The sequence below is a fragment of the Streptomyces sp. NPDC033131 genome (genome assembly GCF_055578365.1).
In genome coordinates this window covers 176,773-202,157 of the sequence record NZ_JBVIPA010000006.1, presented here as the reverse complement: position 1 = coordinate 202,157, position 25,385 = coordinate 176,773, and the positions used below count along the sequence as shown (strand labels likewise).

The window sequence follows — 25,385 nt, the reverse complement described above, 5'->3', positions numbered from 1 at the left end:
GCATATGTCACCCGAATGAGGTACGTGTTCGCAGGCGCGTATCCAGCCGACACCGCGTGCCGCGCGGCGACTGCTTCCGTGGCAGAGTGCGACGTTCCCCGGGCCCGTGGCTTCGCCACCGCAACAATCTCGGATGCTGCAACGAATTGGCATATAAGCAGATCGTCAGCAATACGCCGCCGATGTGCCCCGTTTTCACGCCGTGGCGCTCACCTGAACGGCTGATTCTGCGACGAAAGCCTTGTCGGCCTGTCACTCTGCTGGGTTGATTCTCGTGTCAGTATCAGCGGCATTCGAGTCCGCAAACAGACACGGGCAAGCCCCCTGATCAGGCGGCAACTGACGCCTGCCGGGCTGTACTTCTCGAAAGGCCCTGCGCGCAGCGCCGACGGCTGCAGACCGTCGACCGGGCATCGGCGCAAGGCCATCGAGATGCCACTTGGCCAGTGGACACGAGAGCAGGCTCGCCCTCATCCGGGACGTAAGCGGACTGAACGCCCCATCACTGCTCGGCAATGTACCGCATTCCGAGCGAGGAGGAACACTCATGCCTATCAGCCCGAACCAGGGATCCAGCGGCGGCGGCACACTCGTCACGATCACCGGCAGCAACCTCACCGGCACCACAGCCGTGCGCTTCGGTACGCGACTCGCCACCTCCGTCACCAACGTCTCGCCCACCCAGGTCACCGCCGTCTCCCCCTCCGGCACCGGAGCGGTCGGCGTCACCGTGACCACCCCGGGAGGGACGAGCAACCCGATCCCGTTCTACTACGTCGGGGCGCCGTTCAAGCAGTCCCTCAGCCCGGCCTTCGGGTCGACCGCGGGCGGCGACACCATCACCATCAACGGCACCGGATTCTCCAGTGCCACCAGCGTCTCCTTCGGTGCCAACACCGCGGTGCCGACGGTGGTGTCCGACAGTCAGCTCACGGTCGTCGCACCGGCCGGCGCGGCCGGGTCGGTCGGCGTCAGCGTCACCACGGCCGGCGGCACCAACAACGGGCTCTCGTACACCTATGTCGCCGCCCCGACGGTGACGGCGGTCGTCCCGACGCAGGGACCGGAGTCCGGAGGCACCGCGGTTACCCTGACCGGCACCGGCTTCACCAGCACCAACCAGGTCACCTTCGACGGCAACCCGGCACCCTTCACCGTGATCTCCGACACCTCGCTGTCGGCCGTCACGCCTCCCGGCACCGGCGGTCCCGTCGACGTCGTCGTGACCAACGACGCAGGCAGCGCCATCCTCGCGGACGCGTTCACCTACATCGCCGGCCCCGGCATCTGACCGCCCCTCAGCGGCCGGCCCGTCAGCGGCCGGCCCGTCCGGAGCGGACGCCATAGCCCCTCAGGGCCCGTCCGCCCCCAAGCCCCCGGCCCGGAAACCCCACCCGGGCCGGGGGCCCGCCCGCCCGCCAAGAGGCAGGGGCAGGGCAAGCCCGTCAGCTCTCTCCTCGGCCCTCCCGGGCCCGCCCGACACTCTACGGAGACACCGTGAAAGACAGCGCCCCCGCGGCGGGAGCGGTCCGGCCCACCGCCGTCATCGCCGCCGTTCCCGTTCTCACCTCGGTCGTACCCAGCACGGGCCCTGCGGCAGGCAGCAACAACGTCGTCCTGAACGGCAGCGGCTTCGTCGGAATCACCGCCGTCATGTTCGGCACCAAAGCGGCCCTCGGCTACACGGTCAACTCTCCCACGCAGATCACCGCAGTAGCCCCGTCCGGAACCGGCACCGTTGCCGTGACCGTCAAAACGCCCGGCGGAAGCAGCAACTCGGTCCCCTATACCTACGCGGCACAACCCTCTCTAACCGCAGCCTCGCCGAGCCAGGGTCCGTCTTCGGGCGGCACCACCGTCATCCTCACCGGGACCGGCCTCACCGGGGCCACGGCAGTCACCTTCGGCAGCACACCCGCCACCAGCTACACCGTCAACTCACCCACCCAGATCACCGCCGTCACCCCCGCAGGGACAAGCGCCGTACCCATCACCGTCACCACGCCCGGCGGTACGACCGGTCCCGTCTACTTCTTCTACCTCAACGCGCCCACCGTCACCACCGTGTCGCCGAGCCAGGGACCGTCTTCGGGCGCCACCACCGTCATCCTCACCGGGGCCGACCTCACCGGGGCCACGGCAGTCACCTTCGGCAGCACACCCGCCACCAGCTACACCGTCAACTCACCCACCCGGATCACCGCCGTCACCCCCGCAGGAGCGGGCTCCGTAGCCGTGACCGTCACAGGCCCGGGCGGCATCAGCAACTCCGTCATCTACACCTACGTGACTCCACCGGTCCTCGGCTCCCTCACCCCCGCCCAGGGGCCCACCGACGCCGGAGCCGGCGTCACTCTCACCGGCAGCGGTCTGACCACCACGACCGCCATCCACTTCGGTGCCGCACCCGCGGCCTTCAACGTGCTGTCCGACACCACGGTTGCGGCGACCGCCCCAGCGGGCGCACCCGGCCCTGTTTCCGTCAACGTGACCACGATCGGCGGCACCAGCAACTCCCTCACCTACACACGTGTCGCCTCTCCCTCGATCTAGATCGGCACTCCAGACCGCTTGGACGACACGGGTGCCGACCCATTACCCCGGAGGCTCTTCGCCGGTTTTCGTTTCTGGTTCGGGCGCGAATGCTTCGACGCCGGGCGAGTCTGCCGACAGACAAAGGGACCGTTGCGCATCACCGTCCGTGAATCCGCGAAACCGTGCTCCCCGCCCCGCCACGCCTCTGGCCCAAGCGGGTTGACTGGGCCCAAGCCTCCCAGGAATGCGAGAACCTGCGGCGTAACGTGACGCTCCCGACCAGTCATGGCGGACCTCCGCCCGGATCGATCAAGGAGCCGAAACCGTGAGACGTTGGCAAGGCCGAAGAATGTGGAAGACCGGCACCATCCTGGCGCTGGCCGCCGTAGTGGGCCTCGCTTCACCGGCAGCGGCAGCTGTCAACTCGACGACGACGGTCACAGCGTCACCCCCAGCAGCAAACGTCGGGGTACCCGTGACACTGACCGCGACCGTCACCTGCGCGGCCGACCCCACTGGAGGTCTCGGCGTGACGTTCTTCGACGGCGGCGACATCCTGAACACCGTGCCCGTCGGCGCGAACGGACAAGCGGAGCACACGACCTCCTTCACGACCACCGGCACTCACACAATCACGGCCGCATACAACGGGAACGAAAACTGCTTCGCTTCGAGCAACACGACCGCCGTCGTGGTCTCAGCGGCCCCCGCACCCGTCCCCCCCACGCCACCTGCGAACGGGTTCTGCCTACTCGCCTGCGGCGGCCTGATCAATTTCACGGTCGGTGACATCAACAACAACATCGAAGTGCACTGACTTCCCTGACGGCTCAGCGGCACCGGCCCGGCACGGTCACGCGTTCTCTCCTGCTACGCAGGACGCTACGCCGGACACCTTCCCACCCGCAGCGAGCACAGCAACATGACGTCCACTCACGGTCACCGCAGGCAAGGGCCAACCTCGCGGTCACGCCCCGAGCGTCGCCGGCCTGTCGGCGGCGTTCGGCTCGGGCGGCGGGACGTCGTCGAACCCGGCGCCCACCCGACGCGACAGGCGGGCAGTCGGCCTGTCCACCATCAGACACAGAGCGCGAAACGGTCTGCCAACTCCGTCGGCAGACCGTCACGAAAGATCGAGGCTAGGGGTGAGTTCCGATGAACGGGGCACGATTAGCTCTCGCAGAGAAAATGTCATTCACGATGGTTTAAGCCAGCATGCGCCTGCCCTTTAAGGCGCTCCACCAGGCGCTTTTCCCTCACATGCCTCTAAAGAAGCAACGCCCACAAGGGCTCTTGCCTTCGAGCGCACTTTCGCTGACTCTGCGGATATGACCCGACGCGTAGTCCGCATCCTGGGAGCAGCGCTGGCGCTTTCGGCGACCGCCGCATTGTCTATTTATCTGATCCATGTCGGTCTCGATCAAGCGGACAAAGTCGCCAGCGTCACGGGAGTCTTCCTGGCGATCAGCGGTCTACTCGCGACTCTCTACGGCGATTCGTCCGCATCAGAACTCACCGACCGGCGGAGCGATCCTCAGCACGGCCTCCGAGTAGCTGTCGCCGACGGTGCCGGGCAGAGCGCGAACAACAGCGAGCCCCCCTTCATGCATGTGATCAAAAAGGTGAATTTCCGTCCCCTAGTCAAAATCCGTAAGTTGTTGGCGCAGTCCGGTGGGCGTGTCACTATCCCCTTTCCCAGCCTCTCCGATGTCCTACCTCGGGGGGAAAGCACATGGGTAGGACACTTGGCCTATCGACCGAAATTCTGGATCAAGGTCCTTGAGGCGAAGGAAGGTGGGTCTGTTCATATAGGCACCGGCCGTGGGGGTGCCGGTTCACCGCGCCAGGCACCGCCCGCGGACCCTGGTCAGGCGTCGCCGGGAGGTGCCGGTCGTGGGGGCCCTGGCCGGGGAGGTCCTGGTCAGGCGTCGCCGGGAGGTGCCGGTCGTGGGGGCCCTGGCCGGGGAGGCCCCGGTCAGGCACCACCGGGAGGTACCAGTCACGGACGCGCCGGTACACCCCACCAGGCACCGCCCGCAGACACCGGCCGGCGACGCTCCGCAGACACCAACACGCCCCGTCAGGCATCACCCACCACGGCAGCCGCACCTCCAGGACTATCTGAAGCGACGCCCCCATCGCCACGCCAGCCCGCCCCTCCTCCGCACGATCGCCCTGGGGCGCTCCCGCCCGCTGCCCGCCCCCGCCCGGACCGGGCGGTTGCGCCGTTCGAGTCCGGGGTTGATCTGCCCCTCCCCACACCTGCAATCGAGGAGGACTGGCCGTCGGTCGCGCCGATCGAGTCCGGGATTGACCTGCCCCTTTACACGCCCGCAGTCGTGTGGGACCGGCCATCGGTTACGTCACTGACAGAGCACGAGTCTCGGAGCCTGCGGCACGCGCCAAGTGGGCACCGGGTTGACTCTCCCGCAGAAGGTCGCCCACTGAGGGGACCCAGCTTGGGGAGGTAGCCGACGATGAGGTCCGCGCCATCGCACGTCAGCGAGGCCTTGGCCCCCACATCGCACGTGTGAATCGACGTAGGGACACACGGCCCAGCAACCGCAAACCGGTCAGGGAAAGTGCGGAATGAAGTTAGAGGGCTGCTGCCCGCCCTGGCATCACGTGCCGGGGCGGGCATCAACGTCAGTCGGCATGAGTCGGCTGGTGAAGCCTTCGGCGCACAGCCGCTCGAAGGCGGCTGTGACGGTGGCTGGCACGTCCTGCTCGATGGCCAGGCCCAACCTTGGGAAGACGAGCACGCGTTGCAGGGCGCCCACGATCATGTCGATCACCATGCGAGCGTCTCCGATGGAGTCGGCGTACTCCTCCAAGCCCATCGGCGTGGACGCACACACCACTTCGACCTCGGGCCAGAGCTTCCGCATCATGCCGTACGAGCGTCGCTCTTCGTACGGCTTGCTCACGAGCAGGACGGACGAGACCTTGATGCCGGCCTCTGCCAGCACCGCCTTCGTGAACTCGATGTTCTCGCCCGTGTTGGTGGCGCGCGGTTCCAGGAGTACCGCGGAATCGGGCACCCCCAGCTGCAACGCCCGCTCTCGGTAGTGGACAGCCTCGCCGCGCGGCATGCGCGCCCGGGTCGTGGGACTGGTGGCCCCCGTGAAGACGATGGCCGGCGCCATGCCCTGGTGGTACAGCCCCGCTGCCACGTCAGCCACTCCGAGGTCGTGACTGCCCAGTCCCACGGCGACCGAACACGGCCGGGCGTCATGGTGCATGAAGTGGTGGTCCCACAGGAGTCGAGCGTCCGCCCATGCCTGTGCCGAGATCATTCCTGCTCCTTCCGGTCCTGCGCCGAATCGGGAACCTTGAAGTCGTACTCCCACGCGAAGCGAGAAGCCGAGTGAATGCCCACCGCGAACGCAATCACCGTGCCATCAGCGGCCCACAGACGGCCCAGTGAGGTACGGACGGCCTCTGACCTGCCCTTCTGGTCGGGTCAGGGGCCGCTGCCCGAAGAGAACCCTCTGAGCTTCCTCAACTCTGCTTTGGTGGGAGTGGCGGAGGGGCATCTCCACGGCACGCACCAAGCGAGGCGCCCACGGGGGGCCGCTTCGGGGGAATCGGAAGGAGGGTGGCGCCATGGTCATCGGCATCATCCTGGCGATCGTCTGCTTCGTTCTTGTCGGGGTCTTCGTCGCCGTCGGCAACAGTCGCCGACGCGGCGCGGTACGGCCGGCGGGCCGCGGTGGGGGTCGCCGGTCGTCGAGCGGCACCAACCACCACAGCAGCAGCGGCAGCGACGCGAGCTGGTGGGTCGCCGGCGGCGTCGCCACCGGTGACGGCGGCTCGGGATCGTCCGACAGCGACTCGCGCCACGACGGCGGCTCGTCCGGCGGCCACTCCTGCGGCAGCGGGTCGTCGTCGTCCTGCGGTGGCGGGTCCTCGTCGTCCTGCGGCGGTGGTGGCGGATGCGGGGGAGGCAGCTGACACGGGGCAGCTGAGCTCCCGGAAGGGGGTACCGCATCCGCATCGGGGGGACGCGGGGGCGTGGAGTCCGTATCTGGATCGGACTGCACGCCCCCGCTGCTGTGTCCGGCTCCCGGCCGATACCACAGCAACCCCGCGCACGCCCTGACCGCCCCGGCGCACGCCCTGGTTGAACAGTTGAGCTGTGGAGCCCTCTAGGGGATGGAAACCGCACGAAGTTGGGTAAAAACACTGTGGCGCCACCACAGTTCATGATTCCCTCTAAAACGCCAACCCGGCCCTCGGACATCCCGCGGACACCCGACCCCCACACTCCGACTGGGCCGACCGGGCCGAATCCCCGGTGCCGACCGGGGTGCGCCGGACCCACACCTCCCTTTCTTTGCGTGCTAGCGGAGCCGACCCATGCTCACGACTCTGAAGACCTCCTACACCGACACGCGCGCGGCCGACCTCGCGTGGGCCCTGGGGCGCGAACCGCTCCCCGCCCTGGCCACGCTCGACCTCGAACTGGCGGGCACCAAGCTTCAGTTGCGACTCCTCGGCGCATCCCACCAGGTGCTCATGGAGGAGGAGCGGGGCAGTTGTTCGGAGACGGTGGCGTGCATCTCGGGCAGCAGCACACCGCTCCCGCTGGGCGTGGCCAAGCGGGTGGGCGACTGGGACTACGAGTTCGCGGCCCGGGTCGAGGTCCTCTCGCCCGGTTCCTTCGCGGGCCGCGCCCAGGAGTTGCTGGCCCTGGTGGCCGACCATCCGAACGGCCTCGCGGGCGTCTTCCCCGGCAACCCGCACGCCTTCACGGCGCTGCTGGCCCAGCGCCACGACGGGCACGTGCACTGGCGGACCTGGCATGCGTACCCGCAGGACGGGCAGTTGGTGGCGACCAGGACGCGGGTGGGGATGAGAGCGCCTGCGGCCAAGTCCGGGCCACGTCAGGCCCATTCCGGCCCGTCCGGCGTCCGAGGAGCACAGCAGGATGCCGGCAGGGTGCCGGCGGGGTCTCGGCAGGATTCAAACCCCCGGGTGCTCAACTGACCGACAGTTCCACACGTGTGGGTGACGAAGCGTGCCGTTGCCGTGACGTAACGTCGCAGCGTGATCGAACCGCACGCGCCCGCCCCACCCGGCACCACGCCGCCCTGGGCGGGCCCCACGCGGCTGCCCGTCCGCCCCGGCACCGGCCGGTTCCTCGTCCTCGCCTGCGTCTTCGTCTGCGCGTCCTGCGGACTCGTCTACGAGCTCGAACTCGTCGCCCTCGCCACCTACCTGATCGGCGACTCGGTCACCCAGGCCTCCGTCGTCCTGTCCGTCATGGTCTTCGCGATGGGTCTCGGCTCCCTCGCCGCCAAACGGCTGCGGTGGCGGGCGGCGGCCGGCTTCGCCGCGGTGGAGGCAACCCTCGCCCTCGTCGGCGGATGCAGCGCGATGGCCCTGTACGCCGTCTTCGCCTGGACCGGCGACTGGGGCGGCCTGTGGACGAGCGGCCCCCGCTGCCTCCTGGTCGCCTTCTCCCTGGCCATCGGCGTGCTGATCGGCGCCGAGGTGCCGCTGCTGATGGAGCTGATCCAGCGCATCAGGCGCCAGGACGCCGGGGGCGCGGTGGCCGACCTGTTCGCGGCGGACTACGTCGGCGCACTCGTCGGCGGCCTGGCGTTTCCCTTCCTCCTGCTCCCCCTCTTCGGCCAGTTGACCGGCGCGCTGCTCACCGGCACGGTCAACCTGATCGCCGGCGGGGCGCTCGTCCTCGGCCTGTTCCGCCGCGACCTGACCCGCCGTGCACGCTGGCTCCTGCTGCTCGGCAACGCGGCCGTGTTCGCCGTCCTCGCCACGGCCGCCGTACTCGTCGACGACTTCGAACGGGCCGCCCGGCAGGCGGTGTACGGCTCGGACGTACGGGTCGCGCTGCAGAGCGACGTCCAGGAGATCGTCCTCACCGGCGGCACCGACGGCCGCCCCCTCGCCCTCTTCCTGGACGGCCGGCTGCGGGTCAGCGGCCGTGACGAGCACCGCTACCACGAGGCCCTGGTCCACCCCGCGATGAGCGGCCCGCACGCGCGCGTGCTCATCCTCGGCGGCGGCGACGGACTCGCCGCCCGCGAGGTACTGCGCCACGACGGCGTCCGCCGGGTCGACGTGGTCGAACTCGACGAGGCGGTCGTCCGGCTCGCCCGCCACGACCCCGCCCTCGCGAAGCTCAACGGCCATGTCTACGGCGATCCGCGTGTCCACGTGGCGACCGCGGACGCCTTCCACTGGCTGCGCGGGGCGCCGCCGACGACGTACGACGTGGTGATCGCGGACCTGCCCGACCCGGGCATCACCGCGAGCACCAAGCTGTACGCCCAGGAGTTCTACGGCCTGGCCCGGCGCGCGCTGACGGACGACGGCCGCCTCGTCGTCCACGCCGGCCCGGTCACCTCCCGCCCGCGCGTCTTCTGGACGGTGGAGACGACCGTGCGCGCGGCAGACCTCCGCACGAGCCCCTACCGCGTGGGCGGCCGCGACTCCGGTTTCGCCGCGGGCCCCGACCGCTCGGCAGGCGCGTCGAGGGCCCCGCGCGACTGGGGGTTCGTGCTCGCGGCACCGGTCGAGCGGCCGGGGCTGCGGCTGGACCCGGACGGGCCGCGGCCTCGGACGATGACCCAGGCCTCGCTGAGGGCGGACGGCACGGCGGCGGCGGGGACGCGGATCTCGGGCTTGCCGGCTTCCACCTTGGTGCATCCGCGGTACTGAGGCGGATTGAGGCGGACCGATGTGGCGCCGAGGCGGTGACAGCGCGGTGACGGTGCGGTTCTGCGAAGGCCCGTATCGACGCGCGGTCACTTTCGACCAACGGGGGTGCACGACGGCGCTCACTGGGTAGTCTCGGCTGACATGGAGCATGAGGTGTTCGTTCCGGTTCCGGTCGATCGGCTCAGGGAGGCGCTGGCCGACCCCGCGCGGGTCGCCCGGGCGGTCCCCGGGCTCCAGCAGGACGCCGGTGCCGAGCCCGTCGCGGGGCGACTGAAGGTGCGCGTCGGCAGCCACTCCGTCACCTACCGCGGTTCCGCACGCGTGCTCGCGCGGCCGGACGGTTCGTACGCCGTCGAGGGCGACGCCGTCGAGGCCCGCGGCACGGGCGCGGTGAAACTCACGCTCACCATCCGCCTCCGGGACACGGACGGCGGCTCCACGGTCACCTTCGAGGGCACGGCGTCGGCGGACGGCCGCCTCACGGAACTCCCGCCGGACGCGGTGGCCTCGGCGGCCACGCGGCTCCTCGGCCGGTTCGCGGAGAACCTGGGGGCCGCGGCGGAGGAGCCGACGGTGGTGGAGCCGACGGTGGTGGACGCGCCTGATGCCGCGGACGCGCAGGAAGGTCAGGTGGCGCCCGACGCGCAGGAAGGGCCCGAAGCCGACCCCGAGTCCTCCTCCGAGTCCTCCTCCGAGTCCTCCCCCGAGTTCGACGCCGAGGTCCCCCCGCCCGCCCTCTCCGACGCCTCCGAGGACTTCACGGAGCCCGTCCAGCCCCCCGCCGAGGCGGCGCACGCGCGGCGGACGATGATCGGGCGCAGCGCCGAGGAGGTCGACCACGCGCCGCCGCGCGGCCGGTACGCGCCGGTTCCCGCGCCGCATACGGCCGGGACCAACCCGGCGTTGCGGTGGGCGGCACCGGCGGCGGCGCTGGTACTGGCTTCGGCCATCGTCGCGGGCAGGGCGCTGCGCAGGCGTCGCTGAGGAAGCGCGCCGCGGCGCCGGGTCGGCCCCGGTCCCCGCGGTCCTTCCCGACCGCCCTCTTGATCAGCCCAGTAGGGTCGTCCCGTGAGTAACGAAGACATCACGCTGACCGCGGGCGACGCGGAAGTGACCGTGCAGCCGGGCAACGGCGGCCGGGTGGGAGGGCTCCGCGTCGGCGGGGTCGAACTCCTGCGCCAGGGCGACCGTTTCGGCTGCTTCCCGATGGTTCCCTGGTGCGGCCGGACAAGGGACGGCCGGTTCCGGGACGGCGCGACCGTCCACCAGATGCCCCTCAACTCCCCGCCGCACGCCATCCACGGCACCGTGCGCGACGGCGTGTGGCGCACCGCCCGCACCACGGCCGACGAGGCGGTCATCACGTACGACCTCGTCGAGCCCTGGCCCTACCCGGGCCGGGTCACCCAGGTCGTCGCCCTCACCGAGGACGCCCTGACGCTGACCATGTCCGTGGAGACGTACGGATCCTCCTTCCCGGCCCAGATCGGCTGGCACCCGTGGTTCAACCGGAACCTGGGGCAGGATGACGTGCGGCTCGGCTTCGAGGCCGCCTGGCAGGAGGAGCGCGGCGAGGACCACCTGCCCACCGGCAACCGGGTCGACCCGAAGCCGGGCCCCTGGGACGACTGCTTCGGCATGCCCGACGGCGTGGACGTCACGCTCACCTGGCCGGGACAGCTGGAGCTGAAGGTCACCAGTCCCGAGCGGTGGGTCGTCGTGTACGACGAGCAGGAGGCGGCCGTGTGCGTGGAGCCGCAGACCGGGCCGCCCAACGGGCTGAACTCGCTGCCCCGCCTGGTCACGCCGCTGGAGCCGCTGGAGGCCTCGACCAGCTGGGCCTGGCGCCGCCTCTAAGCTGGCTGGCATGACTGACGTACGAGGCGTGCTGCTGCAGCAGATCAAGGACAAGGCCGTGGTGCACGGCAAGGTGACCCTGTCGTCGGGTCTGGAGGCCGACTACTACGTCGACCTGCGGCGCATCACCCTCGACGGCGAGGCCGCCCCGCTGGTGGGTCAGGTGCTGCTGGACCTGACCGCCGACCTCGACTTCGACGCGGTGGGCGGGCTGACCATGGGCGCCGACCCCGTGGCCACGTCGATGCTGCACGCGGCGGCCGCCCGCGGCAGGAAGCTGGACGCCTTCGTCGTCCGGAAGGCCGCGAAGGCGCACGGGCTGCAGCGGCGCGTGGAGGGTCCGGAGATCGCGGGCCGCCGGGTGCTGGTGGTCGAGGACACGTCCACCACCGGCGGCTCTCCGCTGGCCGCCGTGGAGGCCGTGCGCGAGGCCGGCGCGGAGGTCGTCGCCGTCGCGACGATCGTCGACCGGGCGACCGGTGCCGCCGAGAAGATCGAGGAGGGTGCGGGGGTGCCGTACCGCTTCGCGTACTCGAAGGACGAGCTGGGCCTGGACTGATCCGGCCGTTGTCCGGTCCTTGTTCGGTCGTTGTCCGGCCGATGTCAGGCCGGTTATCCACAGGCTGGACACGGAGGGGGGACCATCCGGCCAAGTCTGGAAAGATGGGGCCGACGATGACGTCACCCCCAAGGTCTAGGTCAGGGCCGTAGTACGCAGAACGCCAACCCGCACATACCAAGGAGCGGACAGATGCCCATCGCAACCCCCGAGGTCTACAACGAGATGCTCGACCGGGCGAAGGCAGGCAGGTTCGCCTACCCGGCCATCAACGTGACCTCCTCCCAGACCCTGCACGCGGCCCTGCGCGGCTTCGCGGAGGCGGAGAGCGACGGCATCATCCAGATCTCGACCGGTGGCGCCGAGTTCCTGGGCGGTCAGCACAGCAAGGACATGGTGACCGGCGCGGTCGCCCTGGCCGAGTTCGCGCACATCGTCGCCCAGAAGTACGACATCACGGTCGCCCTGCACACGGACCACTGCCCGAAGGACAAGCTCGACGGGTACGTACGCCCGCTGCTGGCCGTCTCCGAGGAGCGCGTCGCGCGCGGCGAGAACCCGCTGTTCCAGTCCCACATGTGGGACGGCTCCGCGGAGACCCTGGCCGACAACCTGTCCATCGCCCAGGAGCTCCTGGAGCGCGCCCGCGCCGCCAAGATCATCCTCGAGGTGGAGATCACCCCGACCGGCGGCGAGGAGGACGGCGTCTCGCACGAGATCAACGACTCCCTGTACACGACGGTCGACGACGCGGTGCGTACCGTCGAGGCGCTCGGTCTCGGCGAGAAGGGCCGCTACCTGCTGGCCGCGTCCTTCGGCAACGTCCACGGCGTGTACAAGCCGGGCAACGTGGTCCTGCGTCCCGACCTGCTGAAGGACCTCAACGAGGGGATCGCCGCCAAGTACGGCAAGCCGGCCGGCTCGCAGCCGTTCGACTTCGTCTTCCACGGCGGCTCCGGCTCCTCCGCGGAGGAGATCGCGACCGCGCTGGAGAACGGCGTCGTCAAGATGAACATCGACACCGACACGCAGTACGCGTTCACGCGCCCGGTCGTCGACCACGTCTTCCGCAACTACGACGGCGTCCTGAAGGTCGACGGCGAGGTCGGCTCCAAGAAGACCTACGACCCGCGCACCTGGGGCAAGCTCGCCGAGGCCGGCATGGCCGCGCGCGTCGTCGAGGCCTGCGGGAACCTGCGCTCCAGCGGCACGAAGATCAAGTAGCGGCAGCGCACCAGCGATCGCGGCGAGCCCGGTGCCACGGCACCGGGCTCGCTGTATACCTGGGGGCATGCCCGACGTCCGGCTGGCCTCGCCGCAAGGCAAATGGATCCTGTTCACCACCGTCCTCGGCTCCAGCATGGCGCTGTTGGACTCGACCGTCGTCAACGTCGCCCTGCCGCGCATCGGCCGCGATCTCGACGCGGATCTCGCCGCGCTGCAGTGGACGGTCAACGCGTACATGCTGACGCTGGCCGGACTGATCCTGCTGGGCGGCGCGCTCGGGGACCGGTTCGGGCGCCGCAGGGTCTTCGTGATCGGCGTGCTCTGGTTCGCCGCCGCCTCCCTGCTGTGCGGGATCGCCCCGAACGCCGAGTTCCTCATCGCCGCCAGGGCGCTGCAAGGGGTCGGCGGCGCGCTGCTCACGCCGGGTTCGCTCGCCATCATCCAGGCGTCCTTCCATACCGACGACCGAAGCCGGGCCGTCGGCCTGTGGTCCGGGTTCGGCGGGGTCGGGGCGGCGGTCGGGCCGTTCGTGGGCGGCTGGCTGGTGGACGGGCCCGGCTGGCGGTGGGTGTTCCTGATCAACGTGCCGCTGGCGCTGCTGTGCGCGCCGATCGCCGTACGGCACGTTCCCGAGTCGGGGGACGGCCGTGCGCACACCCGCTTCGACGTGCTGGGGGCGGTGCTCGGAGCGCTGGCGCTCGCTCTCGTGACGTACGCGTTGATCGAGGCCCGGGAAGGCTCCGTGGTCGTCGTGCTCACGGCCCTCGCCGGGGTGGCCGCCGCGGTGGTCTTCGTCCTCGTCGAGCGACGCAGGGCCGATCCGATGATGCCGACGGACATCTTCGCGTCCCGCCAGTTCACCGCGGTCAACCTGGTCACCCTGTGCGTGTACGCGGCCTTCGGCGGCTTCTTCTTCCTCGCCGCGCTCCAGCTCCAGGTGGTCGTCGGCTACTCGGCCCTCGGCGCCGGGACGGCGCTGCTGCCCACGACCGCCCTGATGCTGCTGTTCTCCGCCCGCTCGGGCGCCCTGGCCGACCGCATCGGGCCGCGCATCCCGCTCACCGTCGGGCCGCTGCTGTGTGCCGCCGGGATGCTGCTGATGCTGCGGGTCGGGCCGGGGGCCTCGTACGTCGTGGACGTGCTGCCCGCGCTGCTCGTCCTCGGGCTGGGGATGGTGACCCTGGTCGCGCCGCTGACGGCGACCGTCCTCGCGTCGGTGGACACCGCGCGGGCCGGGCTGGCCAGCGGGATCAACAACGCGGCGGCCCGGGCGGCGGGCCTGATCGCGGTGGCGGCGCTGCCGCTGATCGCCGGGATGGGCGAGGAGGCGTACCGGTCGCCGGGGGCCTTCGACGAGGCGTTCGGGCGGGCCATGACGGTGTGCGCGGGGGTTCTGGTGGTGGGGGCGGTGGTCGCCTTCGCGACGGTGCGCAAGCCGGCCGCGGACTGCCGCAGGCCCGAGTGCCGGACGCACGGGTTCGTCACGGCGCCGCCGCTGGAGGGGGAGCGGGCGCGGCGGAAGCCGGCGTGACGGCACGACCGCGCGCTGTCACACGTCGCTCGGTCCCACGTGGCTCTGTCGCGCGTCGGATGGAGGAGACTTGGCCCATGTCCATTCACGAAAACCTTCTCGGGGGACCGCCCCCGACCCACCTCCCCGACGACCCGGAGCCGCGGGAGCTGCTTGCGAACGGCACCGCGCCGGCGGACGTCGCCGGGAAGTACCCGACCTCCTCCCTGGCCTGGGCCCAGCTGGCCGACGAGGCCTTCGAGCGGGGCAGCGTCGTGGAGTCGTACGCCTATGCCCGTACGGGCTACCACCGCGGCCTGGACTCGCTGCGCCGCAACGGCTGGAAGGGCCACGGCCCGGTCCCGTGGGAGCACGAGCCGAACCGCGGCTTCCTGCGCGCCCTGCACGGCCTCGCCCGCGCCGCGCAGGCGATCGGCGAGCAGGAGGAGTACGAGCGCTGCTCGCAGTTCCTGAAGGACTCCTCGCCGACGGCGGCCCAGACCCTGGGCTAGGACGTTCTTCCGGTACGGCCCGCCTGCGCGATCAGGCGGGCCTTGCCATTTCGGCGGACCATCGAAGAAGATGCCCGGCGGGGACCGGGGCCCCCGTGTCGGTAACGGCAGGGGCGGACCGCTACCCGGAGTACACAACAGGAGACAGCGATGTCCCACGAGGCTCACGAATCCCAGGAGCCCGAGACTCCGCATCTCGACTTCGCAGGCACGACGCCGTACGAGGACTACGTCAAGGCGGACGTGCTCACCCACCTCCAGCACACCCTCTCCGACGATCCCGGAGAGATGGTCTTCCTGGTCACGACCCAGGTGATGGAGCTGTGGTTCACCGTCATCGTCCACGAGTGGGAGACCGCGGCACACGCCCTGCGCTCCGACGACGTGCCCACGGCCGTCGCCGCGCTGAAGCGTTCCGTACGGGAACTGGAGGCGCTGAACGCCTCCTGGAAGCCGCTCGGCCAGCTCACGCCCGCGCAGTTCAACTCGTACCGCAGTGCCCTCGGCGAGGGCTCCGGCTTCCAGTCGGCGATGTACCGCCGCATGGAGTTCCTGCTCGGCGACAAGTCCGCGTCCATGCTGGTCCCGCACCGGGGCGCGCCCCGCGTCCACGGGGAGCTGGAGAAGGCGCTGCACGAGCCGAGCCTGTACGACGAGGTGCTGCGGCTGCTGGCGCGGCGCGGGCACGCGATCCCGGCCGCTGTCCTGGACCGTGACGTGTCGCGCCGCTACGAGCCGTCGCCGGAGGTGGAGGCGGTGTGGACCGCCCTGTACTCGGGTGACGAGAGCGACGACCTCGCCCGTCTCGGCGAGGCCCTGACCGACGTGGCCGAACTGGTCTGGCGCTGGCGCAACGACCACCTCGTCGCCACCCGGCGCGCCATGGGTTCCAAGACCGGGACCGGTGGCTCGGCCGGGGTCGCCTGGCTGGAGAAGCGCGCGCAGAAGAACGTCTTCCCCGAGCTGTGGACGGCGCGGTCTCATGTCTGACATCACTGAACTCGCCTTCAAGGCACGGGAGTTGGACAACGGTGACGAGCTCGCCGGGGTGCGCTCCCGGTTCGTGCTCGACGATGTCGTCTACCTCGACGGGAACTCGCTCGGCGCGCTGCCGGCGGCAGTCCCCGGGCGCGTCGACGACGTCGTACGGCGGCAGTGGGGCGAGCTGCGCATCCGGTCCTGGGACGAGAGCGGCTGGTGGACCGCGCCCGAGCGGATCGGCGACCGGATCGCCCCGCTGGTGGGGGCGGCGGCCGGGCAGATCGTGGCCGGCGACTCGACAAGCGTGAACGTCTTCAAGGCACTCGTGGGAGCGGTACGGCTGGCTCGGCTCGGCGACTCCGCCCGTTCCGCGCGCGACGAGATCGTCGTCGACGCGACGACCTTCCCGACGGACGGGTACATGGCGGAGTCGGCGGCCCGGATGACCGGGTGCACCCTGCGCCCGGTGACGCCGGCGCAGGTGCCGGGCGTGCTCGGCGACCGTACCGCCGCGGTCCTGCTCAACCACGTCGACTACCGCACCGGACGGCTGCACGACCTGCCCGGTCTGACGGCCGCCGTGCACGCGGCGGGCGCGGTCGCGGTCTGGGACCTGTGCCACAGCGCGGGCGCCCTGCCGGTCGGCCTCGACGAGCACGGCGTCGACCTGGCCGTCGGCTGCACCTACAAGTACCTCAACGGCGGCCCCGGTTCACCGGCGTACCTCTACGTCCGCCGCGAGATACAGGACCGCTTCGACTCCCCATTGCCCGGCTGGAACTCCCACGCCGAACCCTTCGGCATGCGCCCCGACTACGAACCGGCCTCCGGCGCCCTGCGCGGCCGCGTCGGCACGCCCGACATCCTCTCCATGCTCGCCCTGGAGGCGGCCCTCGAGGTCTGGGACGGCGTCTCGATCGACGCCGTCCGGGCCAAGTCCCTCGCACTGACGGACTTCTTCCTGGAGTGCGTCGCCGAGTACGTCCCGCCGGGCCGCGTGGAGACGCTGACACCGGTGGCCCACGAGGAACGCGGCAGCCAGGTCGCGTTGCGGTGCGCGGACGCCGCGGAGGTCATGAAACGGCTCATCGAACGGGGCGTCGTCGGAGACTTCCGGCGCCCTGACGTGCTCCGCTTCGGCTTCACGCCCCTGTACGTCGGGTTCGCGGACGTGGAGCGGGCGGCGGGGGTACTGGGGGAGACGCTGCGGGGCGGTGCGGGGGACGACTGACGAACTGGCTGTGCTGGTGCTGGTGCTGGTTCAGGGGCGGGCGCGGGCGCGTTCATGTGCGGGCATGTTCATGTGCGGGCACGTTCATGTGCGGTCAGGTCGCGGCGGTGTACACACCGGCCTCCGCCGCCGCGACCGCCGCGTCCGCCGCGCGTTCGGCGTCGGCGGGGGCGGGGGCTGCGCCGGTGGTGAGGAAGCCGTAGTAGAGGGGCGCCGAGACCGCCCGGACGACGGTCGCCGCGTCCGTGCCCGCCGGCAGCTCCCCCCGGGTGACGCCCTCCGCCACGCACGGCGCCCACTCCGCCACCCGTACCTCGTAGAAGCGCCGCAGCGCCTGGGCCGTACGGGCGTCGCACGCCGCCGCGGCGATGACCGCGCGGAACAGCGCGCCCTGCCGGGGGTCGGCCAGGGTCCGCTGGACCAGCGAGGCGTTCGCGCGCAGGTCCCCCCGCACGGAACCCGTACGGGTACGCGGCAGCGACTGCTCGGCCATGTCGGCGAGCAGGTCGGCCACCACACCGGTCACCGAGCCCCACCGCCGGTACACGGTCGTCTTGCCGACCTCCGCGCGCCGGGCCACGTCCGCGAGGTCGAGCCGGTCGAAGCTCTGCTCGGCCAGCACGTCCCCCGCCGCCCGCAGTACGGCCGTACGAACTCGCGCGGTACGCCCGCCGGGGCGCACGGTGCCGGGCTCGGCGGACATATCGGCCTCCTTGATCCATGTGCGGGGGCCAGGGCGATGGATGCACGGTCCCCGGCGTCAGCGTAACGGAACAGTAGAACCGTTTAACCCTCACCGAGCGTGACATCCCCGTGTCCGCGCACGTCATGGGCCTGATAGCGTCCCCGCCAACAGCCGCATCTGCCACCGGGGTTGCCTCCCGGTCCGTCAAATCCTCCCCCAGTGCCGAAAGCCTGGGAGGTACCCCCATCGTCGTTGAGAGGTTGGAGCATGCCGGACGACGCCGCAGCGCGCGACGCCGCAGCTGCCCGTGCCGCCGCCGAAGAGGAGTCGGCCTTCTCGCACCAGGCGGTCGACCCCGATGCCACCGCGGCGTACGGCGATCACCCCGACCAGGTGATCGACTTCTATGCCCCGCACTACGAGGTCGTGCCCGGGGTTCCTGCCCCGCTGGTCGTCGTGCTGCACGGGGGCGCGTGGCGTGCTCCGTACGACCGCCGTCACCTCTCGCCGTTCGCGGACTTCCTGGCGCGCCGGGGGTTCGCGGTGGCGAGCGTGGAGTATCGGCGGGGGAGTGAGGGCGGCGCCGGGGCGGAAGACCGGGACGGGGATGGGGACGGGGATGGGGCCGAGGTCGGGGCCGGGGCGTTCGCGCCGGTCGCGGGGCGCTGGCCGGACACCTTCGACGACGTCGCCGCCGCGCTGGACGCGCTGCCCGCGCTGGTCCGCGAGATCCTTCCGCAGGCCGACCCGCGCCGCATGCTGGTCGCCGGTCACTCGGCGGGCGGCCACCTCGCCCTGTGGGCCGCGGCCCGGCATCTGCTGCCGGCCGACGCCCCCTGGCGCACGGACCGCCCGGTGCCGCTGCGGGGGGTCGTCGCCCTCGCTCCGATCGCGGACTTCGCGGTGGCGGAGAAGCTGGACGTGTGCGGTGGGGCGGTACTCCAACTCCTCGGCGGACAGGCCGCGTTCACCGAACGTCAGCCCTACGCCGACCCCGCCCTGCTGCTTCCCACGGGTATCGCGACGACGCTCGTCCAGGGCCGTAGCGACGTGGTCGTGCCGCAGGCGGTCGCCGAGTCCTACGCGGACGCGGCGGCGAAGGCGGGGGAAGTGGTGGGCCTGACCCTCCTGGAGGACGTCGGCCACTTCCCGCTGATCGACCCGGCGGCGGACGCGTGTGCGGTGGTGGCGGAGGAGATCGCGCAGCTGGCGTGGTGAGCCGCCCCGCGTGGTGACCCGTCCTGGTGTACTCGCCCTGGTGAACCGGCAGGCGGCGCCGTGCGCAGAGATGGTGCCGGGGCCCCCTCGCCGCACTCATCACGGCCGCGGCCGGCGCTCCCCTCTCCGCCGCCGCCCGACCGCGGGTCCCCGCTCCCGCTCCGGCCACCCTCGCCCCGGTGACGGCGGCCACGCTGGACGAGACGTGCGCGGCGAACCGCGCCCACCCCGAGGAGGCGTCCCGCACGGCCGGGGTGTTCGCGTACGGGTCGGGGCTGGTGCGGCCCGCCGGATACTGAGCGCGCCGAACGCGTTCCGTCGGCCTCGGAGCCGCCGGCCGGCAGACTCGTAGTACCTGAGAGGGACCGCGAAGGACCCCTCTCACTGGTGACGACCGCGACCCGCGCCTCCGCCTACCGTTCTGTACGTGACCGAGACGACTCAGATCCACACCACGCCGCCGGGCGACAGGGCCAAGTCGCGCAGCCCGGAGTTCCGGCTGGCCGCGGACGCCCTGCGCGGGCTGCGGCAGGACCTGTTCCACGACGCCTTCGCCTACCGCCCACTTCCGCGCATGCGCCCGGACGGTCCGCTCACCCGGCGGCTGTCCGGCCGGCTGCGGGAGTACGCGGGCTGGACCCCGCACGCGGTGATCGGCGCGGCCGCCCTGATGGCGCTGGCCATCGCGACCATCGACGAGGGCCTGGGCCTGCTGCTCGGCCTGCTCGCCGTGATCCCGATCCTGCTGACCATGGTCCGGCCGATAGGAGCGTTCTGGCTGTCCATGGCGGCCACCCCGTTCGCCCTCCCGTTCGGCGACCAGTGGGGCGACTGGCCGTGGCTGCCCGGCAGCTTCGCCTGCCACCTGACGGTGCTGACGATCGTGGCGCTGCGCACCCGGCCGCGCACGGCCGGGTGGATGTGGGCGCTGACCGCGGCCTACGGCATCGTGGCGGAGACCCTGTTCGGCTCGGGCCGCTACTACGGCACCAACACCGCGCCCATGCTGGTCTTCTCCGCACTCATCCTGCTCTGCGTCTCCGTCTGGCACATACGCCGCGAGGCCAAGCAGGAGGTGACCGCACAGCAGACGGTGACCGCGCACGAGCGTTCCCGGCGCACGCTCCTGGAGGAGCGCACGACGATCGCCCGCGAACTGCACGACGTGGTCGCCCACCACATGTCGGTCGTCGCCATCCAGGCGGAGGCCGCCCCCTACCGGGTGGAGAACCCGCCGCCGGAGCTGGAGCGCGCCTTCGTCACGATCCGGGAGAACGCGGTGGCGGCCCTCACCGAACTGCGCCGGGTCCTGGGCGTCGTCCGTGCCGAGGACTACGAGGCCCCGGACGCTCCGCAGCCGACCCTCGCCGACCTGGACGTACTGCTCGCCAATGTGCGGGACGCGGGGCTGGGGGTGGAGAAGACGGTGACCGGAGCCGTCCGCGAGCTGCCGCAGGGTGTCGAGCTGTCGGCGTACCGGATCGTGCAGGAGGCACTCAGCAACACCCTGCGGCACGCGCCCGGCGCGAGCGCCCGGGTCGAGATCGGTTACGTCCTCGGCGGGCTGGGCCTGCGCATAGTCAACGACCCGCCGCCCGCGCCGGCCCTGGTGAAGCCCTCGCCCGGCGCCGGGCACGGCATCACCGGCATGCGGGAGCGGGTCTCCATGCTGAACGGTGAGATGACGGCGGGCGCGACGGGCGAAGGAGGGTACGAGGTGGCGGTGTTCCTGCCGGTGCCCGTCGTGAGCGAGGGCGACGCATGACGCGGGACACGATCCAGGGCACGACGCAGGGCGCGATCCGCGTCCTGATCGCGGACGACCAGATGATGGTGCGCGAGGGCTTCTCGGTCCTGCTGAACGCGATGCCGGACATCCAGGTCGTCGGCGAGGCCGTCAACGGCCGGGAGGCGGTCGACCAGGTCCGCGAGCTCGCCCCCGACGTCGTCCTGATGGACATCCGTATGCCCGAGCTGAACGGCATCGAGGCGACCCGCGAGATCGTCGCGGCCGACGGCACGGCGAAGGTGCTGGTCCTCACCACCTTCGACCTCGACGAGTACGTGTACCAGGCGTTGCGGGCGGGAGCCTCCGGCTTCCTCCTCAAGGACGCCTCGGCCCGCCAACTCGCGGACGGGGTGCGGGTGGTGGCGTCAGGGGAGGCCCTGCTCGCCCCCTCGGTGACCAGACGGATGATCAACGAGTTCTCCAAGCTCTCCGAGGCACCGCGCCTCATGCCCTCCGCGCAGGCTGCGTACGGCGATCTGACCGACCGGGAGACGGAGGTCCTGGTCCTGATCGCCCAGGGCCTGTCGAACGCGGAGATCGCGGAGCGGCTGGTGGTCGCCGAGTCGACGATCAAGACCCACGTCAGCCGGATCCTGGTCAAGCTGGGCCTGCGGGACCGGACCCAGGCGGCGGTGTTCGCGTACGAGGCGCGGTTGGTGACGCCGGGCTGAGTGATCCGCGGGAAGTGCCGCGACGGGCCGTCGGTCGTCTGCGGCGCCATCGTGGCTGATCGCGCAGTTCCCCGCGCCCCTTCAGGGCGCTGCCGAACCGTCGCTCACCGATTGTTTCCCCGAGCTGTGCGGATTTCGGCGACGGCCGCGGCGACGGCCGTGTCGAAGCCGGGATCCTGGCGTGCGACGACCCGGCCGCGGAACTCCTCGACAAGGCGGACAACCCCGGACAGGTCCGCGGGATCGGCATGGTTGATCTCACGGGCCAGCTCGGCCTCGAAGTCGTCTGCGTCGCCGGGGAAGCCGTAGCCCATGGTGAGGGCGGCACGGAGCTCCCCGATGGTGCGCATGGGGGGGAGGTGGGGCTGGCCGGGCTCTGCCGGTTGGGTGGTCATGGCGTCGGCTCCCTCTCGCAGTGTCGCTCTCACGGTACCCGGACGATTCCACGACCGGCCGACGCTTCCGGGAGCGGGAACGGTGGATCTCGACAGGCGGCTCATGCCGCTGCCAGTTCGCACCACACGTACTTGCCGCGGTTGCCGTTTCTGGACTGCGGCTGCCACCCCCACAGGTCGGCGCAGGCGCGGATCAGAGCGAGACCGCGGCCGTCCTCGGCGTCGGTGAGGTGCTCCAGCGGTCGTGGGGGCTCGGGTGGTCCGGGGTCCGCGTCCCACGCGCCGATCCGCAGGACGCCGGCCGAGTACCGCACACGGAGGGCCGCAGGGCCCTTGGTGTGCAGTACGGCGTTGGAGACCAGCTCTGCGGCAAGGAGTTCGGCCGTGTCGACGAGGGTGATCAGGCCGTGCAGGGTCAGGATCAGACGGAGGGTGCGGCGGCAGACGGTGACGGCGCGGGGGTCGTTGGGGATGTGGAGGGAGTATTCCCACGGTTCGTTTTCGGGCATGCGGCAACTCCGGTTCGGAGGTGGGGTTTCGGAGGGCTGCGGGTGCTGGGCGGTGGCATTGCCGCAGCCGCCGTGGCAGGGCGGAGCGGTGCGCTTCCGGTGATCCCGGGGTTTCGCAGCGTGTGCGTCGCGTCACCGACGGTAGAGGAGAAATTTCTCCTCACGCAACCCGTTGCCGTAATCTGGCACCCGAACGTGGCACGTCTGCATGGGTGTTGGGACGGGAGAACGTATGGCGCCGAGGAACAATCCCACCGCTCGGCAGGTGCGGCTGGGGGCCGAGCTGCGCAAGCTGCGTGAGGCCGCAGGGCTGAAGGCGCGTGAGGTGGCGGCGTTCCTGAACTCGACTTCGGCGCAGATGAGCCAGATGGAGGCAGGCATCTCGGGCGTCAGCCCGGAGCGGGTCCGTCGGCTTGCGGCTCATTACGGCTGCGGGAACGAGGAGTTCGTCGACGCCCTGGCGGTCATCGCGGGCGAGCGCTCACATGGCTGGTGGGACGACTACCGGGGCATCCTGCCCCAGGTCAACATGGACGTGGCCGAGGCGGAGCATTACGCGACGTTCATACGGGAGGTCGTGATCACGTACGTTCCTGGGCTCCTCCAGACACCCGACTATGCCCGCGCGGTCTTCAGGTACATGCGCCCGGAGCTGCCCGAGAGCGAGCTGGCGCCGCGCGTGGAGCACCGGATGAGGCGCCGCGCCGTCTTCGAGGGCGACACCCCGACGCCGTACGAGACGGTGATCCACGAGATGGCCCTACGGTGCCATGTGGCCGATCGCGGGACATCGCGTTCCCAACTCCGCTTCATTCTGGACGAGATCGAAGAGGGGTACGTCGGCGTGCGAGTCATCCCGTTTGACCAGGAAGGTTTTGCGGGTGCTGGAGCCTCGTTGGTGTACCTGGGGGGCCCGGTTCCCCAGCTGGACACCGGGCTGCGCGACTCGCCCACCGGCGTTGCGTTCTGCGATGCAGAAGCGCAGTTGAAGCACCTCCGGACGCTGTTCCATAAGGTGGCGGAGGCGTCGCTGGACCCCACAGCGTCGCGGGACTTCATCCACCGACTGGCGAAGGAACTGTGATGAACTGGCGGAAGTCGACGTACTCCAGCGGCGGCGAGGGCGACACCTGCGTAGAGATAGCCACCCTCCCCACCCGCATAGCCATCCGCGACTCCAAGGCCCCGGCCCGCGCCACCCTCTCCTTCCCCATCCCCGCCTTCACCGCCCTCCTCGACCATCTGAAGGGCCACCCCTCATGGAACAGCGAGTCACTCTGATCACCCTCGGTGTCTCCGACCTCTCCCGGTCCAAGGCCTTCTACGAAGCCCTCGGCTGGCGGGGCCAGGAAGTCCAGGAGACCGTCTTCTTCCAGGCGGGAGGCCTGGGCCTGGTCCTCTGGGGCCGGGACAAGCTCGCGGCGGACTGTGGGCTGGAGGCTGGGAAGGCGGACGGGTTCGGCGGCATCGTGCTCGCGCACAATGTTCGGTCCGACGCCGAGGTCGACGAACTGCTCGCCGGCGTGGAACGAGCCGGCGGCACCGTGACCAAGCCTGCCGCCGTCAACGAGATCGGCTTCTACTCCGGCGCGTTCGTCGACCCTGACGGTCACGCCTGGGAAGTCGCCCACAACCCCGGCTTCCCGCTCGCGGACGACGGCACGGTCACGCTCCCCGACTTCGGCCAGGCCTCCTAGCTCGGGGGGTGTCCCCCCTGGTCAGATAGGGGATCCACGGTCTAACGTCCGTGCATGGCAGCCTTCGATCCGTGGGACCCGGCGTTCCTCGCCGACCCGTACCCCGCCTACGCCGAGCTGCGTGAGCGGGGCCGCGTGCAGTACTTCGAGCCCACCGGGCAGTGGCTGGTGTCGCACCATGCGGACGTGTCCGCGCTGCTGCGGGACCGGAGGCTGGGGCGGACGTATCAGCACCGGTTCACCCATGAGGACTTCGGGCGGACGGCTCCTCCCGCCGAGCACGAGCCGTTCCACACGCTCAACGACCACGGGATGCTCGACCTGGAGCCGCCGGACCACACCCGGATCCGGCGTCTGGTGTCGAAGGCGTTCACGCCGCGCACGGTGGAGCAGCTCAAGCCCTACGTGACCCAGCTCGCCGGTGAACTGGTCGACGGTCTCGTGCGGCAGGGCGGTGGTGACCTGCTCACCGATGTCGCCGAGCCGCTCCCCGTGGCCGTGATCGCCGAGATGCTGGGCATCCCGGAGTCGGACCGGGCGCCTCTGCGTCCTTGGTCGGCGGACATCTGCGGGATGTACGAGCTGAACCCGTCGGAGGACGTGGCGGCCAGAGCGGTGCGGGCGTCGGTGGAGTTCTCCGACTACCTCCTCCAGCTGATCGCCGAGCGGCGCAAGGAGCCGGGCGAGGACCTGATCTCGGGGCTGATCGCGGCGCACGACGAGGGCGACCGGCTGACCGAGCAGGAGATGATCTCGACCTGTGTGCTGCTGCTGAACGCGGGGCACGAGGCCACGGTGAACGCCACCGTCAACGGCTGGTACGCCCTGTTCCGCAACCCCGACCAGCTCGCGGCCCTGCGTGCGGACCACACGCTGGTCCCGTCCGCGATCGAAGAGCTCATGCGCTACGACACCCCGCTCCAGCTCTTCGAACGCTGGGTGCTCGACGACATCGAGGTCGACGGCACGACGATCCCGAGGGGAGCGGAGATCGCGATGCTCTTCGGCTCCGCCAACCACGACCCCGAGGTGTTCCGGAATCCCGAGCGGCTCGACCTCGCCCGCAAGGACAACCCTCACATCTCCTTCAGCGCCGGCATCCACTACTGCATCGGCGCCCCGTTGGCCCGTATCGAGCTGGCGGCGTCGATGACGGCCCTGCTGGAGAAGGCCCCGACGCTGCGCCTGGCGGCGGAGCCGCGGCGGAAGCCGAACTTCGTGATCCGGGGGCTGGAGGGACTGGCCGTCGACCTGTGACGACGGCGGGCCGCCGGCTTTTCTCGCCCCCGCCGCCCCTACCCGTCCCGTCCCTGGGGGCTGCG

At 70.9% G+C, this 25,385-nt stretch carries 25 protein-coding genes and 1 pseudogene; 21 read left to right on the top strand and 5 right to left on the bottom strand.

The window, feature by feature from the left end; all coding sequences use genetic code 11:
• Positions 1 to 547 precede the first annotated feature (547 nt).
• The 3 genes from ACZ5XS_RS11265 to ACZ5XS_RS11255 all read left to right on the top strand — a co-directional run bounded on the left by ACZ5XS_RS11265 (position 548) and on the right by ACZ5XS_RS11255 (position 3,352).
• On the top strand, positions 548 to 1,291 hold the full coding sequence (locus ACZ5XS_RS11265; protein ID WP_468650006.1) for an IPT/TIG domain-containing protein: 744 nt from the start codon (positions 548 to 550) through the stop codon (positions 1,289 to 1,291).
• 206 nt (positions 1,292 to 1,497) lie between these two features.
• On the top strand, positions 1,498 to 2,553 hold the full coding sequence (locus tag ACZ5XS_RS11260) for an IPT/TIG domain-containing protein (protein ID WP_468650004.1): 1,056 nt from the start codon (positions 1,498 to 1,500) through the stop codon (positions 2,551 to 2,553).
• A gap of 331 nt (positions 2,554 to 2,884) precedes the next feature.
• Positions 2,885 to 3,352, top strand: a complete 468-nt coding sequence (locus ACZ5XS_RS11255; RefSeq protein WP_468650002.1) for an Ig-like domain-containing protein — start codon at positions 2,885 to 2,887, stop codon at positions 3,350 to 3,352.
• A gap of 1,804 nt (positions 3,353 to 5,156) precedes the next feature.
• On the opposite strand, the gene ACZ5XS_RS11250 is transcribed toward ACZ5XS_RS11255, so the two are convergent.
• On the bottom strand, positions 5,157 to 5,831 hold the full coding sequence (locus ACZ5XS_RS11250) for a YdcF family protein (RefSeq protein ID WP_468650000.1): 675 nt from the start codon (positions 5,829 to 5,831) through the stop codon (positions 5,157 to 5,159).
• Positions 5,828 to 5,947: pseudogene (locus ACZ5XS_RS11245) on the bottom strand (GntR family transcriptional regulator); the annotation flags it as partial. The gene ACZ5XS_RS11250 and the pseudogene ACZ5XS_RS11245, both read right to left, overlap by 4 nt.
• A gap of 194 nt (positions 5,948 to 6,141) precedes the next feature.
• Here ACZ5XS_RS11245 and ACZ5XS_RS11240 point away from each other — a divergent pair.
• The 11 genes from ACZ5XS_RS11240 to kynU all read left to right on the top strand — a co-directional run bounded on the left by ACZ5XS_RS11240 (position 6,142) and on the right by kynU (position 17,099).
• On the top strand, positions 6,142 to 6,489 hold the full coding sequence (locus ACZ5XS_RS11240; RefSeq protein ID WP_468649998.1) for a hypothetical protein: 348 nt from the start codon (positions 6,142 to 6,144) through the stop codon (positions 6,487 to 6,489).
• 405 nt (positions 6,490 to 6,894) lie between these two features.
• The gene (locus tag ACZ5XS_RS11235) at positions 6,895 to 7,524 is read left to right on the top strand and encodes a DUF2617 family protein (RefSeq protein WP_468649996.1); all 630 of its coding nucleotides are present in this window, start codon (positions 6,895 to 6,897) and stop codon (positions 7,522 to 7,524) included.
• Between the two features lie 60 nt (positions 7,525 to 7,584).
• Complete coding sequence (locus tag ACZ5XS_RS11230; RefSeq protein WP_468649994.1) at positions 7,585 to 9,222, top strand: polyamine aminopropyltransferase; 1,638 nt, start codon at positions 7,585 to 7,587, stop codon at positions 9,220 to 9,222.
• 141 nt (positions 9,223 to 9,363) lie between these two features.
• The gene (locus ACZ5XS_RS11225; protein WP_468649992.1) at positions 9,364 to 10,206 is read left to right on the top strand and encodes an SRPBCC family protein; all 843 of its coding nucleotides are present in this window, start codon (positions 9,364 to 9,366) and stop codon (positions 10,204 to 10,206) included.
• 84 nt (positions 10,207 to 10,290) lie between these two features.
• Positions 10,291 to 11,079, top strand: a complete 789-nt coding sequence (locus ACZ5XS_RS11220) for an aldose epimerase family protein (RefSeq protein ID WP_468649990.1) — start codon at positions 10,291 to 10,293, stop codon at positions 11,077 to 11,079.
• A gap of 10 nt (positions 11,080 to 11,089) precedes the next feature.
• Positions 11,090 to 11,638: an orotate phosphoribosyltransferase gene (pyrE, locus tag ACZ5XS_RS11215; RefSeq protein WP_468649988.1), complete on the top strand. Its 549-nt coding sequence runs from the start codon at positions 11,090 to 11,092 to the stop codon at positions 11,636 to 11,638.
• A gap of 192 nt (positions 11,639 to 11,830) precedes the next feature.
• Entirely contained in the window at positions 11,831 to 12,862 is a 1,032-nt protein-coding gene (fbaA, locus tag ACZ5XS_RS11210) for a class II fructose-bisphosphate aldolase (protein WP_468649987.1), read from the top strand.
• Between the two features lie 67 nt (positions 12,863 to 12,929).
• The gene (locus tag ACZ5XS_RS11205; RefSeq protein ID WP_468649985.1) at positions 12,930 to 14,396 is read left to right on the top strand and encodes an MFS transporter; all 1,467 of its coding nucleotides are present in this window, start codon (positions 12,930 to 12,932) and stop codon (positions 14,394 to 14,396) included.
• 77 nt (positions 14,397 to 14,473) lie between these two features.
• The gene (locus ACZ5XS_RS11200) at positions 14,474 to 14,887 is read left to right on the top strand and encodes a DUF3151 domain-containing protein (protein WP_217242820.1); all 414 of its coding nucleotides are present in this window, start codon (positions 14,474 to 14,476) and stop codon (positions 14,885 to 14,887) included.
• A 150-nt stretch (positions 14,888 to 15,037) separates the two neighbouring features.
• Positions 15,038 to 15,877 (top strand): tryptophan 2,3-dioxygenase family protein, encoded by an 840-nt coding sequence (locus ACZ5XS_RS11195; RefSeq protein ID WP_468649983.1) that lies wholly within the window; start codon positions 15,038 to 15,040, stop codon positions 15,875 to 15,877.
• Complete coding sequence (kynU, locus tag ACZ5XS_RS11190; RefSeq protein ID WP_468649982.1) at positions 15,870 to 17,099, top strand: kynureninase; 1,230 nt, start codon at positions 15,870 to 15,872, stop codon at positions 17,097 to 17,099. Before ACZ5XS_RS11195 ends, kynU begins: the two co-directional genes overlap by 8 nt.
• Before the next feature lie 94 nt (positions 17,100 to 17,193).
• Here the strand turns inward: kynU and ACZ5XS_RS11185 are convergent, their stop codons facing one another.
• Positions 17,194 to 17,802 (bottom strand): TetR/AcrR family transcriptional regulator, encoded by a 609-nt coding sequence (locus tag ACZ5XS_RS11185; protein ID WP_468649980.1) that lies wholly within the window; start codon positions 17,800 to 17,802, stop codon positions 17,194 to 17,196.
• A gap of 249 nt (positions 17,803 to 18,051) precedes the next feature.
• On the opposite strand from ACZ5XS_RS11185, the gene ACZ5XS_RS11180 reads away from it, so the two are divergent.
• The 3 genes from ACZ5XS_RS11180 (at position 18,052) to ACZ5XS_RS11170 (ending at position 21,462) form a co-directional block, all read left to right on the top strand.
• Positions 18,052 to 19,002, top strand: a complete 951-nt coding sequence (locus tag ACZ5XS_RS11180; RefSeq protein WP_468649978.1) for an alpha/beta hydrolase — start codon at positions 18,052 to 18,054, stop codon at positions 19,000 to 19,002.
• A gap of 427 nt (positions 19,003 to 19,429) precedes the next feature.
• Positions 19,430 to 20,767 carry a sensor histidine kinase gene (locus ACZ5XS_RS11175; protein WP_468649976.1) on the top strand — a complete coding sequence of 446 codons (1,338 nt, stop codon included), beginning with the start codon at positions 19,430 to 19,432 and terminating at the stop codon, positions 20,765 to 20,767.
• Positions 20,764 to 21,462, top strand: a complete 699-nt coding sequence (locus ACZ5XS_RS11170; RefSeq protein ID WP_468649975.1) for a response regulator — start codon at positions 20,764 to 20,766, stop codon at positions 21,460 to 21,462. The genes ACZ5XS_RS11175 and ACZ5XS_RS11170 overlap by 4 nt, the downstream gene beginning before the upstream one ends.
• A 104-nt stretch (positions 21,463 to 21,566) precedes the next feature.
• Here ACZ5XS_RS11170 and ACZ5XS_RS11165 read toward each other — a convergent pair whose 3' ends face one another.
• Both ACZ5XS_RS11165 and ACZ5XS_RS11160 read right to left on the bottom strand, forming a co-directional pair.
• Positions 21,567 to 21,857 carry a hypothetical protein gene (locus ACZ5XS_RS11165; RefSeq protein ID WP_468649973.1) on the bottom strand — a complete coding sequence of 97 codons (291 nt, stop codon included), beginning with the start codon at positions 21,855 to 21,857 and terminating at the stop codon, positions 21,567 to 21,569.
• Between the two features lie 101 nt (positions 21,858 to 21,958).
• Positions 21,959 to 22,366, bottom strand: coding sequence for an ATP-binding protein (locus tag ACZ5XS_RS11160; protein WP_468649971.1), 408 nt, complete (start codon positions 22,364 to 22,366; stop codon positions 21,959 to 21,961).
• A gap of 232 nt (positions 22,367 to 22,598) precedes the next feature.
• Between ACZ5XS_RS11160 and ACZ5XS_RS11155 the strand changes: the two genes are divergently transcribed.
• The 4 genes from ACZ5XS_RS11155 to ACZ5XS_RS11140 are packed head-to-tail and all read left to right on the top strand — an operon-like array spanning position 22,599 to position 25,320.
• Positions 22,599 to 23,450, top strand: a complete 852-nt coding sequence (locus tag ACZ5XS_RS11155; RefSeq protein WP_468649969.1) for a helix-turn-helix domain-containing protein — start codon at positions 22,599 to 22,601, stop codon at positions 23,448 to 23,450.
• Positions 23,450 to 23,647: a DUF397 domain-containing protein gene (locus ACZ5XS_RS11150; RefSeq protein ID WP_468649968.1), complete on the top strand. Its 198-nt coding sequence runs from the start codon at positions 23,450 to 23,452 to the stop codon at positions 23,645 to 23,647. Before ACZ5XS_RS11155 ends, ACZ5XS_RS11150 begins: the two co-directional genes overlap by 1 nt.
• A complete protein-coding gene (locus tag ACZ5XS_RS11145; RefSeq protein ID WP_468649967.1) occupies positions 23,626 to 24,063 on the top strand; it encodes a VOC family protein in 438 nt (145 codons plus the stop codon). Before ACZ5XS_RS11150 ends, ACZ5XS_RS11145 begins: the two co-directional genes overlap by 22 nt.
• A 54-nt stretch (positions 24,064 to 24,117) precedes the next feature.
• A complete protein-coding gene (locus ACZ5XS_RS11140) occupies positions 24,118 to 25,320 on the top strand; it encodes a cytochrome P450 (RefSeq protein ID WP_468649966.1) in 1,203 nt (400 codons plus the stop codon).
• Positions 25,321 to 25,385 lie beyond the last annotated feature (65 nt).

Excerpts from the sequence above, each read along its gene's own strand:
- ACZ5XS_RS11265 (WP_468650006.1), top strand. The coding sequence starts at position 548 with ATGCCTATCAGCCCGAACCAGGGATCCAGCGGCGGCGGCACACTCGTC.
- ACZ5XS_RS11255 (WP_468650002.1), top strand. The coding sequence starts at position 2,885 with ATGTGGAAGACCGGCACCATCCTGGCGCTGGCCGCCGTAGTGGGCCTC.
- ACZ5XS_RS11250 (WP_468650000.1), bottom strand. The coding sequence starts at position 5,831 with ATGATCTCGGCACAGGCATGGGCGGACGCTCGACTCCTGTGGGACCAC.
- ACZ5XS_RS11240 (WP_468649998.1), top strand. The coding sequence starts at position 6,142 with ATGGTCATCGGCATCATCCTGGCGATCGTCTGCTTCGTTCTTGTCGGG.
- ACZ5XS_RS11235 (WP_468649996.1), top strand. The coding sequence starts at position 6,895 with ATGCTCACGACTCTGAAGACCTCCTACACCGACACGCGCGCGGCCGAC.
- ACZ5XS_RS11225 (WP_468649992.1), top strand. The coding sequence starts at position 9,364 with ATGGAGCATGAGGTGTTCGTTCCGGTTCCGGTCGATCGGCTCAGGGAG.
- pyrE (WP_468649988.1), top strand. The coding sequence starts at position 11,090 with ATGACTGACGTACGAGGCGTGCTGCTGCAGCAGATCAAGGACAAGGCC.
- fbaA (WP_468649987.1), top strand. The coding sequence starts at position 11,831 with ATGCCCATCGCAACCCCCGAGGTCTACAACGAGATGCTCGACCGGGCG.
- ACZ5XS_RS11205 (WP_468649985.1), top strand. The coding sequence starts at position 12,930 with ATGCCCGACGTCCGGCTGGCCTCGCCGCAAGGCAAATGGATCCTGTTC.
- ACZ5XS_RS11200 (WP_217242820.1), top strand. The coding sequence starts at position 14,474 with ATGTCCATTCACGAAAACCTTCTCGGGGGACCGCCCCCGACCCACCTC.
- ACZ5XS_RS11195 (WP_468649983.1), top strand. The coding sequence starts at position 15,038 with ATGTCCCACGAGGCTCACGAATCCCAGGAGCCCGAGACTCCGCATCTC.
- kynU (WP_468649982.1), top strand. The coding sequence starts at position 15,870 with ATGTCTGACATCACTGAACTCGCCTTCAAGGCACGGGAGTTGGACAAC.
- ACZ5XS_RS11185 (WP_468649980.1), bottom strand. The coding sequence starts at position 17,802 with ATGTCCGCCGAGCCCGGCACCGTGCGCCCCGGCGGGCGTACCGCGCGA.
- ACZ5XS_RS11180 (WP_468649978.1), top strand. The coding sequence starts at position 18,052 with ATGCCGGACGACGCCGCAGCGCGCGACGCCGCAGCTGCCCGTGCCGCC.
- ACZ5XS_RS11170 (WP_468649975.1), top strand. The coding sequence starts at position 20,764 with ATGACGCGGGACACGATCCAGGGCACGACGCAGGGCGCGATCCGCGTC.
- ACZ5XS_RS11165 (WP_468649973.1), bottom strand. The coding sequence starts at position 21,857 with ATGACCACCCAACCGGCAGAGCCCGGCCAGCCCCACCTCCCCCCCATG.
- ACZ5XS_RS11160 (WP_468649971.1), bottom strand. The coding sequence starts at position 22,366 with ATGCCCGAAAACGAACCGTGGGAATACTCCCTCCACATCCCCAACGAC.
- ACZ5XS_RS11155 (WP_468649969.1), top strand. The coding sequence starts at position 22,599 with ATGGCGCCGAGGAACAATCCCACCGCTCGGCAGGTGCGGCTGGGGGCC.
- ACZ5XS_RS11150 (WP_468649968.1), top strand. The coding sequence starts at position 23,450 with ATGAACTGGCGGAAGTCGACGTACTCCAGCGGCGGCGAGGGCGACACC.
- ACZ5XS_RS11145 (WP_468649967.1), top strand. The coding sequence starts at position 23,626 with ATGGAACAGCGAGTCACTCTGATCACCCTCGGTGTCTCCGACCTCTCC.
- ACZ5XS_RS11140 (WP_468649966.1), top strand. The coding sequence starts at position 24,118 with ATGGCAGCCTTCGATCCGTGGGACCCGGCGTTCCTCGCCGACCCGTAC.